The organism is Paraburkholderia fynbosensis (assembly GCF_902859935.1).
In the GTDB taxonomy this organism is placed as follows: domain Bacteria; phylum Pseudomonadota; class Gammaproteobacteria; order Burkholderiales; family Burkholderiaceae; genus Paraburkholderia; species Paraburkholderia fynbosensis.
In genome coordinates this window covers 144,979-162,226 of the sequence record NZ_CADIKI010000013.1, presented here as the reverse complement: position 1 = coordinate 162,226, position 17,248 = coordinate 144,979, and the positions used below count along the sequence as shown (strand labels likewise).

The 17,248-nt window shown below is 63.1% G+C and carries 12 protein-coding genes and 1 pseudogene; 5 read left to right on the top strand and 8 right to left on the bottom strand.

Translation table 11 applies throughout. The features are described 5' to 3' along the window. Window positions 1-40 precede the first annotated feature (40 nt). The 4 genes from HV770_RS22040 to HV770_RS22025 form a co-directional block, all read right to left on the bottom strand. Complete coding sequence (locus tag HV770_RS22040) at window positions 41-1,510, bottom strand: tetratricopeptide repeat protein (RefSeq protein ID WP_175162932.1); 1,470 nt, start codon at window positions 1,508-1,510, stop codon at window positions 41-43. Between the two features lie 431 nt (window positions 1,511-1,941). After that, window positions 1,942-2,805 (bottom strand): ABC transporter permease, encoded by an 864-nt coding sequence (locus HV770_RS22035; RefSeq protein WP_121323625.1) that lies wholly within the window; start codon window positions 2,803-2,805, stop codon window positions 1,942-1,944. A gap of 16 nt (window positions 2,806-2,821) precedes the next feature. Beyond that, window positions 2,822-3,616 (bottom strand): ABC transporter ATP-binding protein, encoded by a 795-nt coding sequence (locus HV770_RS22030; protein WP_121323624.1) that lies wholly within the window; start codon window positions 3,614-3,616, stop codon window positions 2,822-2,824. A 40-nt stretch (window positions 3,617-3,656) separates the two neighbouring features. Further along, window positions 3,657-4,676: an ABC transporter substrate-binding protein gene (locus HV770_RS22025; RefSeq protein ID WP_175162930.1), complete on the bottom strand. Its 1,020-nt coding sequence runs from the start codon at window positions 4,674-4,676 to the stop codon at window positions 3,657-3,659. 260 nt (window positions 4,677-4,936) lie between these two features. Here HV770_RS22025 and HV770_RS22020 point away from each other — a divergent pair, with 260 nt between their 5' ends. Next, the gene (locus HV770_RS22020; RefSeq protein WP_121323622.1) at window positions 4,937-5,614 is read left to right on the top strand and encodes a response regulator; all 678 of its coding nucleotides are present in this window, start codon (window positions 4,937-4,939) and stop codon (window positions 5,612-5,614) included. Further along, window positions 5,604-6,995, top strand: coding sequence for a sensor histidine kinase (locus HV770_RS22015; RefSeq protein WP_175162928.1), 1,392 nt, complete (start codon window positions 5,604-5,606; stop codon window positions 6,993-6,995). The genes HV770_RS22020 and HV770_RS22015 overlap by 11 nt, the downstream gene beginning before the upstream one ends. Window positions 6,996-7,312: 317 nt before the next feature. On the opposite strand, the gene HV770_RS22010 is transcribed toward HV770_RS22015, so the two are convergent. Further along, complete coding sequence (locus HV770_RS22010; RefSeq protein WP_175163055.1) at window positions 7,313-8,473, bottom strand: iron-containing alcohol dehydrogenase; 1,161 nt, start codon at window positions 8,471-8,473, stop codon at window positions 7,313-7,315. Then, complete coding sequence (locus HV770_RS22005; RefSeq protein WP_175162926.1) at window positions 8,473-8,781, bottom strand: putative quinol monooxygenase; 309 nt, start codon at window positions 8,779-8,781, stop codon at window positions 8,473-8,475. Before HV770_RS22005 ends, HV770_RS22010 begins: the two co-directional genes overlap by 1 nt. Window positions 8,782-9,379: 598 nt before the next feature. Here HV770_RS22005 and HV770_RS22000 point away from each other — a divergent pair. After that, window positions 9,380-9,547, top strand: a pseudogene (locus HV770_RS22000) (2-hydroxy-6-oxo-6-phenylhexa-2,4-dienoate hydrolase); the annotation flags it as partial. A gap of 53 nt (window positions 9,548-9,600) precedes the next feature. Here the strand turns inward: HV770_RS22000 and HV770_RS21995 are convergent. Continuing rightward, window positions 9,601-11,307, bottom strand: a complete 1,707-nt coding sequence (locus HV770_RS21995; RefSeq protein ID WP_175162924.1) for an MFS transporter — start codon at window positions 11,305-11,307, stop codon at window positions 9,601-9,603. A 127-nt stretch (window positions 11,308-11,434) separates the two neighbouring features. Between HV770_RS21995 and HV770_RS21990 the strand changes: the two genes are divergently transcribed. After that, window positions 11,435-12,373, top strand: coding sequence for a LysR family transcriptional regulator (locus HV770_RS21990; RefSeq protein ID WP_175162922.1), 939 nt, complete (start codon window positions 11,435-11,437; stop codon window positions 12,371-12,373). Here HV770_RS21990 and HV770_RS21985 read toward each other — a convergent pair. Then, a complete protein-coding gene (locus tag HV770_RS21985) occupies window positions 12,370-14,544 on the bottom strand; it encodes a TonB-dependent siderophore receptor (protein WP_175162921.1) in 2,175 nt (724 codons plus the stop codon). The genes HV770_RS21990 and HV770_RS21985 overlap by 4 nt on opposite strands. Before the next feature lie 411 nt (window positions 14,545-14,955). On the opposite strand from HV770_RS21985, the gene HV770_RS21980 reads away from it, so the two are divergent. Next, window positions 14,956-17,184 carry an NADP-dependent isocitrate dehydrogenase gene (locus HV770_RS21980; protein WP_175162919.1) on the top strand — a complete coding sequence of 743 codons (2,229 nt, stop codon included), beginning with the start codon at window positions 14,956-14,958 and terminating at the stop codon, window positions 17,182-17,184. Window positions 17,185-17,248: the final 64 nt, after the last annotated feature.

Genomic DNA, 17,248 nt, shown 5'->3' with positions numbered 1-17,248 from the left:
TCAGCTGTATCTACGACAGGAACATGGGGTGCTTCTGCGATTACGCTTCGGCATTGGGTGATACTTCAAGTGATGCTTGAAACGGAAGTGCTGGGAGTGGATTCGAAACGGGTCGGCTGCGCGCATCGGGTCTCGGCGCGTCCGGTGCGCCGGTGCCCTCTACTGCGTTGGCGAGGCGCGCCAGTTGTGTCTCGTGGGCGCTCAACGTGCCCGCATTGCGTTCCAGCGCTTGCGCATACTTGCGCGAGGCGCCACGCAGATCACCCTTGTGATCGAATGCCCGGCCCATTTCCGCGTAGGACGGCGCAAGATCGGGACGCAGCGAGATGGCGCGAGAGAGCTTTTCGATCGCTTCGTCGTATCGGCCGACCTTGTCGAGCGCTTCGCCCCAGTCGTGCAGATTGTCCACGGAGCCCGGATTCATTTCGTCAGCCTGCCTGAACGCGTCGAGTGCTTCTTCGTTGCGATGCGCGCGCAACAGCACGTCACCGAGAAGGCGCAGGTTTTCGGCCGTCTTCGATTTCTCCCTCGCGCCGGCACGCAATGCTTCGAGTGCGTCGTCGAGGCGTTCCTGCTGTGCGAGCGCACGGCCGAGACTCGCGTGCAGAATCGCCGAATGCTTGTAGACGGTCAGCGCCTCGCGGGTTTGCCGTTCCGCCTCTTCTGCTTTCGACTCCCCTTGATCGGTCAGCAGCCACGCTTTGCCTGCAAGCGCCCATTCCCTTTGCTCGGGTGAGGGCAGGGTAAGTACCTTGTCGTAGATCGCGATGATCTCGTTGTAGCGGCACGCTTCCGGATGGCATCTGGTTTTCCGGACCTGTGAATAGAGATGGCTGGCGAGGATATTCGGTTCGGCGAGGCGCATCGCTTCGACAGCGATCATGTGCACGAAATCTTCCAGGTCACGTCCTTCGGACGGCACGATGCTTTCGCGGGAATTGAACGGGCCACCTTCTATCTGCACATGGGCAACGTACGAGTCGGAGCTCTCGTTGATTTTCGTGATGCCGACATGAACGACCACGTCCGTGCGCTTGATGATCCCTTTGATGAAGCGGACCGTCGACGCGTACGACATATCCTGACCAGGAAGCTGGATGTCGGGTTGGGAGTCGGTGTCGGTCATCGTATCGTGAGGAATCGAATCGGCATCCTGAGCGATATCCCGCATCGAAGACATGATTCGCTCCGCGAGAAAGCTCGATGTGTAGCCGCGCTGTGAAAGTGATTGCGGCGTTTCTACGGGCGGCACCAGCAATTGCCGGTTGAGCACGCCACGCACGACGAGGCAAGAAAAGCCGATCGCAAGCAGGATGAAGAACCACGGCAGGATGTACGGCCAAACATACTTCGGACCCCTGCCGATGAAGCCGACGGCACGCCACCCGAGCGGCAGGAATCCGGCGAAACGGCGGGTTTGGCTACCATGGCGCCTTTGTGCGGCGCGGCCTGGACGGGATGGCCGGCCGCGCCAATTCATTGGCCGACGTGGGCTCTGCACACTCGACATGACGCACCTCGTTTCAAAGCGTTGTTGGTCACTGCGCGACTTGACTGGGCGCAATGACGCATTGACCGTGCCAACGGGGCGCCGGCCTTTATGCTAGCGGCGTGTGGGGCTAATGCAGAGGTCAGGCACGCGGAGAGTGTTGTGCGCAAGCCAACGCATTCCGGTGGGGAAGTTGGCTGGCGGACGACATCGCGTGGGAGAAAGCCCACGGAAGACAGGAAGGTGCGTGATCCAGGAAGAACGGCTGCGAGAAAACCCGCTTTTCGCTTCCTGATCTGAGAACGAAGCAGGTGCGGCGTTATTCAAGCGACGCAGTGCGTAGTCGCTTCATTGCCCGCTTTCTTGCGACACAAAGAAAAAATGCCGTTCAGTCGCGGACTGAACGGCAAGATACGCTGCGGCCGTGTACTACACGGCCTCATACATTTCGCTCACACCGCAGCGGGACGCCATTTGAGCAGACGCTGCTCGATTGCGGTCAATAGATAATCAGCCGCCAGCGCGACCACGGCCAGCACGATCATCGCCGCGAACACGCCGCTCGCATTGAATGCACCTTGTGCCGTGGAGATCAACAGGCCAATCCCCTGCTTCGACCCGAGAAACTCGCCGACCACCGCGCCGACCAGCGCAAAGCCGAAGCTCACGTGCAAGCTGGCGAGAATCCAGCTCAGCGCCGACGGAATCACCACCGAAGTCGTCACCTGGCGACGCGACGCGCCGAGAATCTGCGCATTCGCGATCATGTAACGGTCGGCTTCACGCACGCCCTGGAACGCATTGGCGAACACGACGAAGAACACCATCACCACCGCGAGCGCCACCTTCGACGCCATCCCGAGGCCCAACGCGATCACGAATACCGAGCCGAGCACCACCCGCGGAATCGAGTTGGCAATCTTGATGTAGAGGCTGAACACATCGGAGAGCAGCTTGTTGCGGCCGAGCACGATGCCGCAGAAGATGCCCGCCACCGAGCCGATGATGAAGCCGAGCCCGGTTTCTTCGAGCGTGACCCACACCTGGGTGAGCAACGGGCCTTGCGACGTGCCGTTCACGAACCAGTCGACGATCTGATCGAAAATGGCGGTCGGCATCGAGAAGAAGAACGGGTCGATCCACTTCAGGCGCGCGGACAGCTCCCATCCGCCGAGCACGACCACGAGCACGAGCACGCGCAGCGTGATCACCAGCGCATGACGTTGCCGGATGCGTTTTTGCGCGACGCGTTCGACATGCGCGAGCGACGCGGCGTCGATGCCCGAGGGCATCATCTGTTGAGGGGTAGTAGACATGTTTGCCGTTCCTTGATTATCCGATCTGCACTTCTTCGCGCAGGTCATGCCAGATGTCGCGCGAGATTTCGATGAAACGCGGGTCGTAGCGAACCTCCGAGGTGACGCGCGGACGCGGCAAATCGATTTCGTACACCTTCTTCAGCGTCGCGGGGCGCGCGGTCAGCACGAACACGCGGTCGGCGAGCGCAATCGCTTCTTCCAGATCGTGCGTAACGAACACCACCGATCCGGCTCCGCCCCACAGTTGCAGCAGTTCGTCCTGCATCAACGTGCGCGTTTGCATGTCGAGCGCCGAGAAGGGCTCGTCCATCAGCAGGATTTCCGGCTTGTTGATGAAGGTCTGCGCGAGCGCGACGCGCTTGCGCATGCCGCCCGACAGTTGATGCGGATAGTGCTTGCCGAACTTGTCGAGGCCCACGCGGCGCAGCCATTCGTTGGCTTCGTCGTACGCGGCCGACTTAGAGCGGCCGCGATACAGCGGACCGGCGGCCACGTTGTCGAGCACCGTGCGCCACGGGAACACGGCGTCGGCCTGGAACACGAAGCCGATGCGCGGGTCGATGCCGTCCACGGGCGCGCCCATCACGCGCACTTCGCCGGTGGTGGGCTTCAGCAAGCCGGTAATCATGCTGAGCGTGGTGGACTTGCCACAACCCGTCGGGCCGACCACCGCGACGAATTCGCCGCGCGCCACCGACATGCTGAAGTCGCGCAGCGCGACCGTCGCCTTGCCGTCCGGCGAGATGAAACGGCACGACACGTTGCGCATCTCGATCGCTGGTGTATCGCGTGACATAGGTTGATTCATCGGCTGGTGCCTCGCAGTGCTCGTGATATTGAAAAAAGCCTTACTTCGCCGCGGTGTTGACCGGCGCCGACAGGTAGTCGTTGCTGTAGGTCTTGGCGAGATCGATGTGCTTACCCTTCACCGAAGGATTGAACGCGGACAGCACCTTCAGCACAGTATCCGGGCCGTCGGCGGGCATCTTGCCGTCCTTCGTGAACATCGGCAGCGAAGCCTTCAGCGCGCCGACGTACAGGTCCTTGTTGTTGCCGTAGTAGTCCTTCGGCATCTTCGCGGCGATCTCCTCGGCGCTGTGCGTCGAAATGAAGTTCAGTGTTCTGGCGAAAGCGTGCGAGAGTTTCGCGGCATCGTCCTTGTGCGACTCGGCCCAGGCGCGCTGCACGTAGAAGCTCGAAGCCGGATACGTGCCGCCGAGCGCGGCGCGCGTGCCTTCCAGCGTGCGCATGTCGACCAGCACCTTGGCGTCGCCGGTCTTCAGAAGTTGCGAAACGGTCGGCTCGGTCGTCATGCCGGCGTCGATACGGCTTTGCTTGATGGCCGCGATGAAGCTGTTGTCCGCGCCCACCGGCAACAGCGTGTATTGCGTGGAGGGCACACCCGCGCGTTGCGCGAGGTATTGCGTGAGGAAACTCGTCGACGAGCCCAGGCCGGTCACGCCGAGGGTCTTGCCCTTCGCGTCGGCCATGCTTTTGAACGTGCCGGCCGCCTTGGTCGACACCATTTCCACTTCGCCCGGCACCTGGCCAAAGATCACCAACGCCTGAACTTCCTTGCCCTTGCTTTGCAGATCGATCGTGTGGTCGTAGAAGCCCACCACGCCTTGCACCGCGCCCGCGAGCAGTTCGTTTTCCGCGTCGACGCCCGCCGGTTGCGAGAGGATCTCGACGTCGAGACCCTCGTCCTTGAAGTAGCCGAGCTGTTCGGTGAGCTTGGCCGGCAGATAGATGATCTTGGTGGCGCCGCCGACCATGATCGTGAGTTTTTCGGCGTGTGCGGCAGCCGAAGCGGCGGCGAGGGTGAACGCAACACCTGACACAGCGGCAATCTGGCGCAAGGTACGCATGAAGCAGTCTCCTTAGGTTTGGTCGCCGCGGGTATGGCAGGCGGCGCTTTCTGGGTGAATGATGGCGATTATAGAAATCTGAAACCTTCTGCTAGCTTTCTGAGGCTTCGACAAAGCATGAGTGTTAACCCCGTACTGCGTGTAAACCCCGCTGCGCTCCGGCCGCAAGCGTACGTTCCGTGTGCGGTGGATCAAACGGGGCGCGCGCAAAGCCCTTGTTTTACGGCACAATCGACGGCCTGACTTTTGCCGTCCCTGCCATGAAGCTGCTGCTCATCGAAGACAATCCCACGCTCGCGCACTGGCTTGCGAAAATGCTCGAGCAGGAGGCGTTCGCGCTCGACGCCGTGCAGGACGGCGACGCGGCCGACCAGCTACTGCGCACCAATCATTACGACGTGATCCTGCTAGACCTGAATCTGCCGAAGCTCTCGGGCAAGAACGTGCTGCGCCGCTTGCGCCAGCGCGGCGACGCGACGCCGGTGCTGATCTTGACCGCGAGCGGTTCGATCGACGAAAAGGTGGAACTGCTTGGCGCTGGCGCGGACGATTACCTCGTCAAACCATTTGAAGTACGCGAGCTGATTGCGCGCATCAAAGTGGCGATCCGCCGTCAGTCGCCGTCGAAGGCGAGCGAGGTGGTGTGCGGCGATCTGGCCTTCGACATCGACACGCGCCAGTTCACGCTAAAGGGCGCACCGCTGAACGTCACGCCGCGCGAGCGCTCGGTGCTCGAAGCGTTGATCCTGCGCCTCGGCAAGACGGTGACGAAGCCCGCCCTGGTCGATGCGATCTTCACACTCGCCGACGAACCGAGCGAGGACGCGGTCGAAATCTACATCTCGCGTTTGCGCAAGAAACTCGACGGCAGCTCGGCGGCGATCGTCACGCTGCGCGGGCTGGGCTATCTGCTGCGCAAGAAAGACGATGACCAATAGCCTGCGGATACGCTTGTTGTGGTGGCTGCTGGTGCCGCTCGCGTTATATGTGTTCGTCACCGGCAAGGCCGAATACGACAACGCGCGGCGCACGGCCGATCTCGTGCAGGACAACCAGTTGATCTCGTCGGCGCGCATGATCGCCGGCGAAGTGGAGTGGGTGGATGGCTTCCTGCGCGTCGACGTGCCGCCCGCCGCGCTCGAAGTATTCGTGTCGCCGTATCGCGATCAGGTGTTCTATAGCGTGCGTGTCGACGATGGACGGTTGCTCGCCGGCACGCCGGATTTTCCGCCGCGCCCGGTGCAGGCGGCCGACACGCCCGACCATTACGACGCCGAGCTGCGAGGCCAGCCGGTGCGTGCGGTCGGGCTCGTGCGTCTCATGTACGACAATGGCGCGACGCGCCGCGTGCGGGTCACGGTGGGCAAAACCGTGCGCTCGCGCGACGCCATGGCTCAGCAATTGTGGCAGCCGCAACTCGTGCGGCAGATCGCGATGATCGCGCTCGCGGTGGCGCTGGTGTGCATCGGACTGACGTTCGAATTGCGGCCGCTGATGAAAGTCAAAGAGGATGTCACCGACCGCGACCCGATGCAGCTCGAACCGATTCGCGTCGAGCGGCTGCACACCGAGTTGCGCCCGATCGTCGAAGCGATCAATCAATGCATCGCGCGGCTCGGTGTACAGGTGGCGGCGCAACGTCGTTTCATCGCCGACGCCGCGCATCAGTTGCGCACGCCGCTCACGCTGCTTGGCACGCAGTTGCAGTTCGCGCGGCAGCAGGACGGCATTCATCCCGCGCTCGACGAAGCGCTTGCCGCAATGCATCGGAGCAATCGTTCGATGGTCGCGCTAACCAACAAGCTGTTGTTGCTGGCACAGGCCGAAGCCACCGACAATACGCAGCTCGCGACGGAAACCGTGGACCTGGTGCCGCTTGCGATGGAAGTCATGGAAGATCTCGCCCTGCTCGCGCAGGCACGAGAGATCGATCTGGGCGCCGAGCTGAAGGGCATCGCGCCGGTGAGCGGGCATCGAGGGCTGCTTCAGGCGCTGATCGCGAATCTCGCGGAGAACGCGATTCGCTATACCGGCAGCGGCGGCCACGTCACGGTTGCCGTTAGCGTCAACGCCGATACGGTCACCGTGAGTGTGCTCGACGATGGTCCCGGCATTCCGGCCGAGTCGCGCAGCCGCGTGTTCGAGCCTTTCTTCCGGGCGTCGGCCGATACCGAGGGCACCGGCCTGGGTCTCGCTATCGTGCGCGAAATTGCCGATACGCATCACGGCGAGATCGCGCTCAAGCCGGGTGTCGGCGGCAAGGGTGTGCACATCAGCGTGTCGTTCCCGCGCGCTGCCATCGCGCTCCGTGACCGATAGGGTATCCGAAGCAAACCGGCTGTCCGAATCAACTGCTCGACAGCTCGGCATCACCGGCAGGAAGGAGTTCACTCACTTGATCCAGCGCGCCCGTATTCTTGCACGTCATGTACCGCAGATAGCAGGTCTGCTGCGGAGGAACCTTCCCGGCAATTTGTGCCACTTCTCTTTTCTCTACAGTAGCCAGAGGATCGCATCGAGAATGTCCCGAGCACTGCGTCGGGGCCGGCCACGGCCAGCCGCAAACCGATTCGCAGCTAACCTACAGCCACCCGGCGCATCCGTCTCCGTCCCCCGGCCTCCCTGCGAACCCGCCCTCAAAACGCCGCGACGTAAATCCCCAACGCATCGCTCTCGCTAACCGGGCGTGGATTGTTCACCAGCAACCGCGTCTGCAACATCGCATCGCTTGCCATCCGTTCGAGCCCGTCGCGTGCAATGCCGACATCGCGAAGCCGCCCCGGAATCGCGGTCGCGGCGATCATATGTTCGAGCCGTTCAATCAGCGCCTGAGTCTTGCTCGCGTCGCTGCCCGGCGCCTCCGGCACGATCACGTCCGCGAGTTCCGCGTACAGGTGAGCCGCCGCCTCGGCGTTGAAGCGCAACACGTGCGGCAACACGAGCGCGTTCGAAAGGCCATGCGGCACGTGATAAATGCCACCGATCGGATACGCGAGCGCATGCACCGCCGCCACTGGCGCATTGGCGAACGCCTGCCCCGCGAAGGTTGCGCCGAGCAGCATCGCTTCGCGTGCATCGCGCTTCTGGCCGTTCTCGCAGGCGGGCAAGAGGTTGCGCGACAGCAGCTCGAGCGCCTTCACCGCGAGCATGTCGGAAACGGGATTCTTCAGATGCGCGGACGTGTATGCCTCGATCGCATGAACCATCGCATCGATGCCGGTTGCCGCGGTCGCGGCCACGGGCAGGCCGAGCGTGAGCTCCGCATCGAGAATCGCGAGATCGGCGATCAGTTGCGGCGCGACCACGCCCATCTTCTTCGCTTCACCCACCGTCACGATCGACACGGCCGTCACTTCCGAGCCGGTGCCCGCCGTGGTCGGCATCTGCACGAGCGGCAAGCGCGCGACGCTCACCTTGTTCACGCCATACATCTCGCCGAGCGCCTGCTCCTGTTGCGGCGCGAGCACGGCGATCAGCTTGGCGACATCCATCGACGATCCGCCGCCGAGCCCCAGCACGATTTCCGCGCCGGCCTGCCGCGCACGGGACGTCGCTTCGAGCACGATGTGCTCGGGCGGATCGGCGATCACGTCGTCGATCACGGTGGCGTTCCAGCCGTGCGCGGCGAGATCGGCGAGCGCCGGATTCAGCAGGCCGCTCGTGTGCAGAAAACCATCGGTGACGACACACAAACGCGTGAGCGCCGGAAATTGCGCACGCAGCAGCGCACCGAGGCGACGCGCGGCGCCGAACTCGACGACGAGCGTTGGCACCATTTGAAATTTGAATGCGTTCATCATGCTGTGTCTCCGGATACCAGATGGCTCGACACTTCGCGCCGCTCGAGCAGCGGAATGATGATGCCGACGCCGATGCGCTGAAAGTGCTCGGTCTCGCGATGCACGGCGAGGCCATCGGCGTGGCTGTACTGCTCCATGATCACGAAGTGCTCGGGATCGAGCGGCGAGCGGAAGAATTCGTAGTACAGGTTGCCGGGCTCGGCGCGGGTTGCCGCGGCAAGCTCCGTGAGGGGCTTCACCAGCGCGTCGCCGTTGCCGGGTTTGGCAAAGTAATGTGCGATCACCTGCAGGTAAACATCGGCCATCGATCACTCCATCAAGACGGGTATGTCAACGTTTCCATGTTCGGAACCGGGATTTCATCAGTCGCTGTCATTCGCTGCCGTCGCTCGGGAACGCCGGTCTTTTGCGGAGGAAGCCTGGCGTGACGATCGCCGCGAAGGTCTTGCGCGGACCGGGGCGAGCATCAACACGGACATCAGTTGTACCAGATTAAGACCGCTTTGCCCGCAAGCCATCATGCTGCATAACGCGGGCGGCGTGTGAGGCGCGAATCACTGAAGGACTGACGTGCTCACGTGATGACGCTTCGATCCGCCACGGCATGCCGAAGCATGGGCCGGTACCCCGCATCGGCGGTGAATCGTCTGCTCAACCTGTCCGGCGAGTAAGTTTAGTTCCGCACCGCGTTGGGAATGATTCGCGCTACGTTAGATTGCTGGCCGAGCCGATAGCTACCAGCACGCTCCTGTTTCACCACTGCGCCACTGCGCCAGCTGTCAAGAACGCCGCTCACGTCCCGCGCGCGGCGTGGCTTTGCTACCGCGCGGACGCCTCCGCCTCCAACCCTTCGATCATTTCACGCGCAGCCGTTTGAAGCTCGGGTGTCCGAGCAAACGCTCGGTGATCCGGGGGCGCGACGATCGTTTCGTACCGATGGACGTGGGTCTGCGCCTCGTCGCCGGCATGCAGAATGCGGACATGCATATCTTCAGCCGCTGCGGTCATTGGGGGCAATGGGAACACGCGGACAAGTTCAACAGCATGGTTGTCGAGTTCCTGGGCCGTTGAGTCTGTTCGGTCTGCCGGTGCCTGGCTGTGACCGCCAGCCAGGCTGCGGCGGTTTAGCATGAGTCGCAGCGAGCGGCCTGCCGTGTCGCGGGCGATGTCTGCTTCGAGGCGGACACTCTAGTCAGCCTCCTTGAAGCGCTCCCCGAGATCACGAAACTGAGGGCCGCGAGCACCCACACGCCGATTCCTCCGTAAAGCATCACCCAGCCGAAACCCCGCATCAGCGCAGCATGGACGATGCTGCCGGACGGATCGATTCGCGTGAGCGCCGGGACGCCCGCGCGGATCGCGTCGACATCGCCTGCCGCCACTTTTTCCGCCAGCCGGCCGAGTTCCGCGATGTCGAGCGTGGCCGGCAGGTTCGTCTTCAGATGGTAGAGAATGCCGCCGACCAGGATCGCCCCCATCAACGCAATATTGATGGCGAGCGTGATCATCCGCGCGCTCATGTCGATGCCGGATGCCATGCCCGCGCGCTGCGTGGGCACCGCGGCGGTGGTCGTGTTGGTGACGGGCGTGTTGGTGAGGCCGAGGCCCGCGCCTGCAATCACGCAGCCGGGCAGCATGCTCGACACGCCCGGATACGCGGCGCCGCTGCCGAGTCTCATCAGCATGAAGCCAAGGCCGATCGTCAACAGGCCCACCGGTATCGCGATGCCCGAACCGTAGCGCAGCGCGAGCCGTTCGCCGAGCGGCGGGAACAGCAGCGTCGGCAACGTGTACGCGAGCAGCGCGAGGCCCGCGCTCACGCTGTCGTAACCGAGTCCGATCTGGAAGTAGATCGGCAGATAGATCATGAACGGCCAGAAGCTGAAGTTCATGCCCGCCGAGCCCATCAGCGCGCCCGAAAACTGCGGAATCCTGAATACCGAAAAATCGAACATCGGCCGCGGGCTCAGTTTCTCCGCACAGAGAAAGGCCACGAAGGCGAGCACGCTCGCGGTGATGATGAAGAGCGCGAGCGGATTCGTGAAACCCAGCGCCGGGACCTGGGTGATGAAGTACACGAGGCCGAAAACCGCCAGCGAAAGCGTGACGATGCCGGCGACATCGAGCGTATGCGCATGCGGATCGCGCGATTCCTGTACGCCGCCGAAAACCAGCGTCAACGTGACGACGGCAAGCAGCGCGTGCACCCAGAAGACCCACTGCCAGCTCGACACCGCGACGATCATCCCGCCGATGATCGGCCCGAAACCCAGCCCGATGCCGAAGATGATGCCCCACGCGCTGAATGCGCGGGCGCGCTCGGGGCCGTCACTGAACTGGTGCGAGAGCACGGCGACCTGGCAGATCAGCATCGCGCCCCCGCTCGCGCCCTGCAACAGGCGCGCGGCAATCAGCATCGGCACGCTCTGCGCGAAGCCGCAGAGCAACGACGTGATGCCGAATAGCGCGATGCCGACGACGAAAATCCTGCGGCGCCCAAAGCGGTCCGCGAGGGTGCCGGTTGCCATTAGCACGGTGGTCACCGCTAGGGTGTAGGCGTTCATGATCCACTGCATGCCTTTGAAATCGCCGTGCAGCACGTGCTCGAGCGTGGGCAGGATCACCGGCACGCTGGAGATTTCCAGACCGAACATCAGCGACGCGAGGCAGACCGCGCCGAGCGCCAGCGTGTTCTTGCGGAGGAGGGCGGCGCGCGGTGGGGCGGCGGCGGCCTCGCTTGCGTTGGTTCGCGCGCTTTGCGAATCAGGTACGGTTATTTCAGGCTTTTCACGTTCGTCGCGCCGTGGCGGCGCGTGCGGATGACTGGACATGGATCTTCACCTCGTTTGGCGATGGGCGTGGCCATCATGGAATGGGTAATATAGGGGGAATCTATCTCCCCATTGGCACACGAAAATCCCAGAAATGTGTCCAAGGTGGAACCAATCCGGTGAAGGTATGAGCGACATCCTCGATGGTGTGACGACGTTTGTGCGCGTCGTCGAAACAGGTAGCTTTGCGCTGGCGGCCGAGCGCCTGAACCTCACGCGCTCGGCGGTCGGCAAGGTGATCGTGCGGCTCGAAAAGCGGCTCGGCGTGCGTCTCATCCATCGCACGACGCGCAGCCAGAGTCTCACCGAGGACGGCCAGGCTTATTACGACCGCTGCGTACGCGCGCTAGCCGAGCTCGAAGCCGCAGAGGCCGATCTGGATTCCGGGCGGCGGGCGCCGAAAGGGCGGCTGCGCGTGAGCGTGCCGCAAGCATTCGGCCACTATTGCGTGGCGCCGGTGCTGCTTGGACTCGCGCGCCAGCATCCGCAATTGAAGATCGACATATCGGTCAGCGACCGCTTCGTCGATCTGGTGGAGGAGGGCTTCGATCTCGTGGTGCGGGTGGGGCCGCTCGCCGACAGCACGAGTCTCGCCGCGCGCAAGCTCGGCATGCAGCACGCGAGCATCGGAGCCGCGCCTGCGTACCTGGCGCGGCACGGCACGCCGCGCAACGTCGATGAGTTGCGCGGGCACGCGGTGATCGCGTATCTGCGCGCAGGTGTCGCGCAACCTTGGGACGTGGTCGACGTCGACGGGCAGATCCGCCGCGCGCAAGTCGAGCCGCAACTCGGTTTCGACGACATGCAGGGCATACTCGATGCCGCACTCGCCGGATTTGGTTTGGCCTGGCTGCCGAGTTGGCTGCTGGCGCGCTATGAGCAAAGCGGCGAGCTCGTGACCGTGATGGAGAACTGTTTCCGCCCTTCGCAGGAGATCCACGCGGTGTGGCCGAAGAGCCGCTATCTCGCGCTGAAGACGCGCTGCGCGATCGATGCGCTGGTCGCGGAGATGCCCGCGATGATCGGGGCGCCCGGGCGGGCCGCCCCTCGATCACGCGATAGTTAGAATTGCAAAGTAGCGCTCGCTACGGCGGTGCGAGTCGGCGACGGCGATACGTAATAGCCCCAGGCGGTGGTCCAGTAGCGGCGGTTGAACAGGTTATTGATGCCCGCGCGGAACGTGACGTCCTTGCCGGCAATCTTTGCCTCGTACCTGCCGCTCAGATCGAACGTGGTGTAGGCCGGCACAAACTGCGTGTTGGCCGCGTCGACCGCCTGGTTGCCCACGTACTTGCCGCCGAACGCGAGCGTCAACGGACGCAGATACGCCGGGTTGTATTCGACACGGCCCGTCACCGTCAAGCGCGGTGCGCCATAAATGCGCTTGCCCTCGATGGCCGGATCGTCGATGTCGACGGCCTTCGTGTCGAGCCACATCACGCCGCCCATCACACGCCATTCGCTGGTCAGCGCGAGCCAGCCGCTCGCGTCGACGCCGGTGTAACGCTTGGTGCCGTCCTGCAGGAAGATGTTCGCGGTGTTCGTGTAGTTGTAGCCCTGATCGACACGGAACAGCGCAAGGTTGGCGCCCCACTTGCTGTGGTCGGACTTGAAGCCCACTTCATACTGCTTGCTGCGCAGCGGGCCGAAAGTCGCCGGATAGTTGAGGTTCAGGTTCGATGCCGCGCCGCCCTGTTCCAGCGACTCGACGTAGCTCGCATACACCGTCGAATACGGATCGGTCTTGAACATCAGCGCGAAAGTCGGCGTGACCGGGTTCGCGCTGTACTGCGACGTGACGGCGCCGTTCGGGTCGTACACGTTCTGGCGGTATTGCGTGTAACGGACACCGAGCAACGCGGACAGTCGCGAGGTGAGCTGCAGCGTGTCGCTCGCATACACGGCGGCCTGCGTGGTGCGCTGCTCGCGATAGAGGTCCGAGCCGATGCTGACTTCGTTGTTGGTCAGCAGCGTGGTGCTGTACAGATTGCCCTTGCCGAGGAAGTAGCCTTCGTTCCAGCCGACGCTATTGCTGTACTCGCTGGTCTGCGTCTGGTACCCCGCGCCGAGCACCACGTCGTGCTTGATGAAGCCGGTGTTGAATTTGCCCTGCACCATAGCGTCGACGTTCTGGTAGAAGTAGCGCGTCATCGCCGCGTAGAGCGTGTTGGAGTAGTTGCCCGCGTCGTCGGACACGTACAGGAGGCTGTCCGAGTTGGTGCGGTTCTCCTTGGCGAAGCGGTACTTCACGCTCGCGTGCCAGTTGTCGGAGAGGCGATAGTCGAGGCCCGTGCCGAACGAGGTCATCTCCGTCATGTAGTAATTCTGCGGCTGCGTGAGCGTGCCGCTGACTTTGCTCGCGTCGGGAATACCGCCCGCGAACATCAGGCCGAACAGGGTGCCTTCGGTTTTGCGTTTCTGGTAGAACGCGTCGGCGCTCAGCACGAGGTCTGGCGTAATGCGGAAGTCGAACGCGAGTGACGCGACCTGGCGGCTTACGTGCCCGTTCTCCTCGGCGGTGTTGCCGTATTCGTTGGCGAGGTTCAGGCGGTAGCCGAAGCGGTTGTCGTTGCCGAACCGTCCGCCCAGATCCACCGCCTGGGTGAACACGCTGGACGACTTGTAGCCGAGCGTGAAGCTGCGGTACGGGTCGTCGGTCGGGCGCTTCAACACATAATTGACGATGCCGCCGGGCGAGCCGAAGCCGTACATGAAGCCGGACAGGCCCTTGAGCAGTTCGACCTGCTCGAACGGTTCGAGCGACAGGTCGGTGTCCCACGACGGGAAGGTCTGGCCGTCCACCTTGATGCTGTTCAGCGTGTCGATCGGCATGCCGCGCACATTGAACATCGAGTTTTCGCTAACCGAGTTTTCGCTGCTGACGGTCACGGCCGGGTCGTACTTGAACAGGTCGTTGGCGGTCGTCGCGAACAGATCCTGCGCTTCCTCGCTCGTCACGACCCGCGTCGAGAACGGCGTGTCCACCTGCTTGCGCGAACCGAGCGCGCCGGCGCTGACGGTATCGGCCTGCGCCACGGTCGTGTCTTTCGCTGCCGATACGCTCACGGCAGGAAGCGTGGCGGCCGCATCGCCAGCCGCGGACTGCGCCCACCCCGACGATGACAGCGTGGAAAGCGACAAGCCCACGCTGACCAGAAGCCCCGCGCTCAAGAGCGAAGGGGAGCGGCGCGGAGCGCGCGCAAACGCCGGACGGCCGGCCGTAAAGGATTTCTGCATGTTTGTTTGAGTTAGGCAGGGTGACGCCGCCGCGCACCAGAGTTGGGCGCTGCGGCGCGGGTTCGAGCGAGTGGTTGTTAAACAGATGTTGCAAACCTCCAAAGCGCATGAATATTAATGCATCTAATTCGCATTTACAAACACGCGCACCGTTGAGTCATGTATAAGACATCTGTCTCAAGACAGCGCCCATTGGTCCCAAAGCCTTATCTGGCGGGGCTCGACCCTGTTGAGGGTGGTTTCCGGACCTGTTTGTTTAGCAGCGAATAGAGGAAAACGCGCATATACTCACGGTCGGGCCGTAAAAAGTAGTGCCGTGGGTTGCGCTGCGTTTTTGCTGCTTCGTCGCAACTCCGCTGGCTCAGCGCTACCAACGCTCTGTCTACCACTTCATCTAGCAAAGCATCGAACATGTCCACACCGCCGAAGATCATCTACACCCTGACCGACGAAGCGCCTGCTCTGGCGACTTACTCGCTGCTGCCGATCGTCAAGGCGTTCACGCGCTCGTCCGACGTGATCGTTGAAACGCGCGACATCTCGCTCGCCGGCCGGATCATTGCTGCATTTCCGGACTACCTGACCGCGGAACAGAAGGGTTCCGACGATCTGGCGGAACTCGGTGGACTCACCACGCGTCCGGAAGCGAACATCATCAAGCTGCCGAACATCAGCGCGTCGGTGCCGCAACTGAAGGCCGCGATCGCGGAATTGCGCGATCAGGGCTACAAGCTGCCGGCCTATCCGGACGTCGCCACGACCGACGCCGAAAAAGACGTCAAGGCTCGCTACGACAAGATCAAGGGCAGCGCGGTCAACCCGGTGCTGCGCGAAGGCAATTCGGATCGCCGCGCGCCGCTGTCGGTGAAGAACTACGCCCGCAAGCACCCGCACAAGATGGGCGCGTGGAGCGCGGACTCGAAGTCGCATGTCGCGCACATGAGCGGCGGGGATTTTTACGGTAGCGAAAAGTCGGCGCTGATCGCGGCAGCCGGCGCCGTGAAGATCGAACTGACGGCCGCCGACGGCACGAAGACGGTCCTGAAGGAAAAGACGGCGGTGCAGGCGGGCGAGATCATCGACGCGTCGGTGCTGAGCAAGAACGCGCTGCGCAGCTTCATCGAAGCGGAAATCGCCGACGCGAAGAACAAGGGCGTGCTGTTCTCGGTGCACCTGAAGGCGACGATGATGAAGGTCTCGGACCCGATCATCTTCGGTCACGTGGTGTCGGTGTTCTACAAGGACGTGCTGACCAAGCATGCCGACGCGCTGGCGAAAGTCGGCTTCAACCCGAACAACGGTATCGGCGACCTGTACGCGCGTCTGAAGGATCTGCCGGCTGAAACGGCCGCGGCGATCGAAGCCGACATCAAGGCGCAATACGCACAGCGTCCGCAACTGGCCATGGTCAATTCGGACAAGGGCATCACCAGCCTGCACGTACCGAGCGACGTGATCGTCGACGCGTCGATGCCGGCGATGATTCGCGAGTCGGGCAAGATGTGGGGCGCGGACGGCGCGCTGCACGACGCCAAGGCCGTGATTCCGGACCGCTGCTACGCGGACGTGTATCAGGCGGTGATCGAAGACTGCAAGAAGCACGGCGGCTTCGATCCGGTCACGATGGGCACGGTGCCGAACGTCGGCCTGATGGCGCAAGCCGCCGAAGAATACGGCTCACACGACAAGACGTTCCAGATTCCGGCGAACGGCGTCGTCCGCGTGACCGACGCAGCCGGCGCGGTGTTGATCGAGCAGCCGGTGGAAGCGGGTGACATCTGGCGCATGTGCCAGACCAAGGACGCGCCGGTGCAGGACTGGGTCAAGCTGGCGGTCAACCGCGCCCGCGCGACCAACACGCCGGCCGTGTTCTGGCTGGACGCGGGTCGTGCACACGACGCGCAGATCATCAAGAAGGTCGAGCAATACCTGAAGGATCACGACACCAGCGGTCTCGACATCCGCGTGATGACGCCGGTCGAAGCGACCAAGTTCTCGGTCGAGCGTATCCGCGCGGGCAAGGACACGATCTCGGTTACCGGCAACGTGCTGCGCGACTACCTGACCGATCTGTTCCCGATCATGGAACTGGGCACCAGCGCGAAGATGCTGTCGATCGTCCCGCTGATGGAAGGCGGCGGCCTGTTCGAAACCGGCGCGGGCGGTTCGGCGCCGAAGCACGTTCAGCAACTGGTCGAAGAAGGTTTCCTGCGTTGGGACTCGCTGGGTGAATTCCTGGCGTTGGCCGCGTCGCTCGAACACCTGAGCAGTGCGTACCACAACCCGAAGGCGCAGGTTCTGGCCAAGACGCTGGATCAGGCTACCGGCAAGTTCCTCGACAACGACAAGTCGCCGGCGCGCAAGGTGGGTGGCATCGACAACCGCGGCAGCCACTTCTACCTCGCGATGTACTGGGCCGAAGCGCTGGCCGCGCAAACCGACGACGCCGCGCTGCAGGCGCAGTTCGCCGGTGTCGCGAAGGCGATGGCCGACAACGAAGCGAAGATCGTCGAAGAACTGGGTGCGGCGCAGGGCAAGCCGGTGAACATCGGCGGTTACTACCGCCCGAATGCCGAACTGACGAGCCAGGCTATGCGCCCGAGCGCGACGCTGAACAAGATCGTGGACTCGGTGGCCTGAAGCATCCACTGAGGTACCGACGCAAGCAGCGAAGCAAGCTGTAAAGGCGGCGATGGCGCTCACA

Bases quoted from the DNA above. Each gene is read 5' to 3' on its own strand.
- HV770_RS22040 (WP_175162932.1), bottom strand. From the start codon at position 1,510: ATGTCGAGTGTGCAGAGCCCACGTCGGCCAATGAATTGGCGCGGCCGG.
- HV770_RS22035 (WP_121323625.1), bottom strand. From the start codon at position 2,805: ATGTCTACTACCCCTCAACAGATGATGCCCTCGGGCATCGACGCCGCG.
- HV770_RS21980 (WP_175162919.1), top strand. From the start codon at position 14,956: ATGTCCACACCGCCGAAGATCATCTACACCCTGACCGACGAAGCGCCT.
- HV770_RS22030 (WP_121323624.1), bottom strand. From the start codon at position 3,616: ATGAATCAACCTATGTCACGCGATACACCAGCGATCGAGATGCGCAAC.
- HV770_RS22025 (WP_175162930.1), bottom strand. From the start codon at position 4,676: ATGCGTACCTTGCGCCAGATTGCCGCTGTGTCAGGTGTTGCGTTCACC.
- HV770_RS22010 (WP_175163055.1), bottom strand. From the start codon at position 8,473: ATGAACGCATTCAAATTTCAAATGGTGCCAACGCTCGTCGTCGAGTTC.
- HV770_RS21985 (WP_175162921.1), bottom strand. From the start codon at position 14,544: ATGCAGAAATCCTTTACGGCCGGCCGTCCGGCGTTTGCGCGCGCTCCG.
- HV770_RS22005 (WP_175162926.1), bottom strand. From the start codon at position 8,781: ATGGCCGATGTTTACCTGCAGGTGATCGCACATTACTTTGCCAAACCC.
- HV770_RS22015 (WP_175162928.1), top strand. From the start codon at position 5,604: ATGACCAATAGCCTGCGGATACGCTTGTTGTGGTGGCTGCTGGTGCCG.
- HV770_RS21990 (WP_175162922.1), top strand. From the start codon at position 11,435: ATGAGCGACATCCTCGATGGTGTGACGACGTTTGTGCGCGTCGTCGAA.
- HV770_RS22020 (WP_121323622.1), top strand. From the start codon at position 4,937: ATGAAGCTGCTGCTCATCGAAGACAATCCCACGCTCGCGCACTGGCTT.
- HV770_RS21995 (WP_175162924.1), bottom strand. From the start codon at position 11,307: ATGTCCAGTCATCCGCACGCGCCGCCACGGCGCGACGAACGTGAAAAG.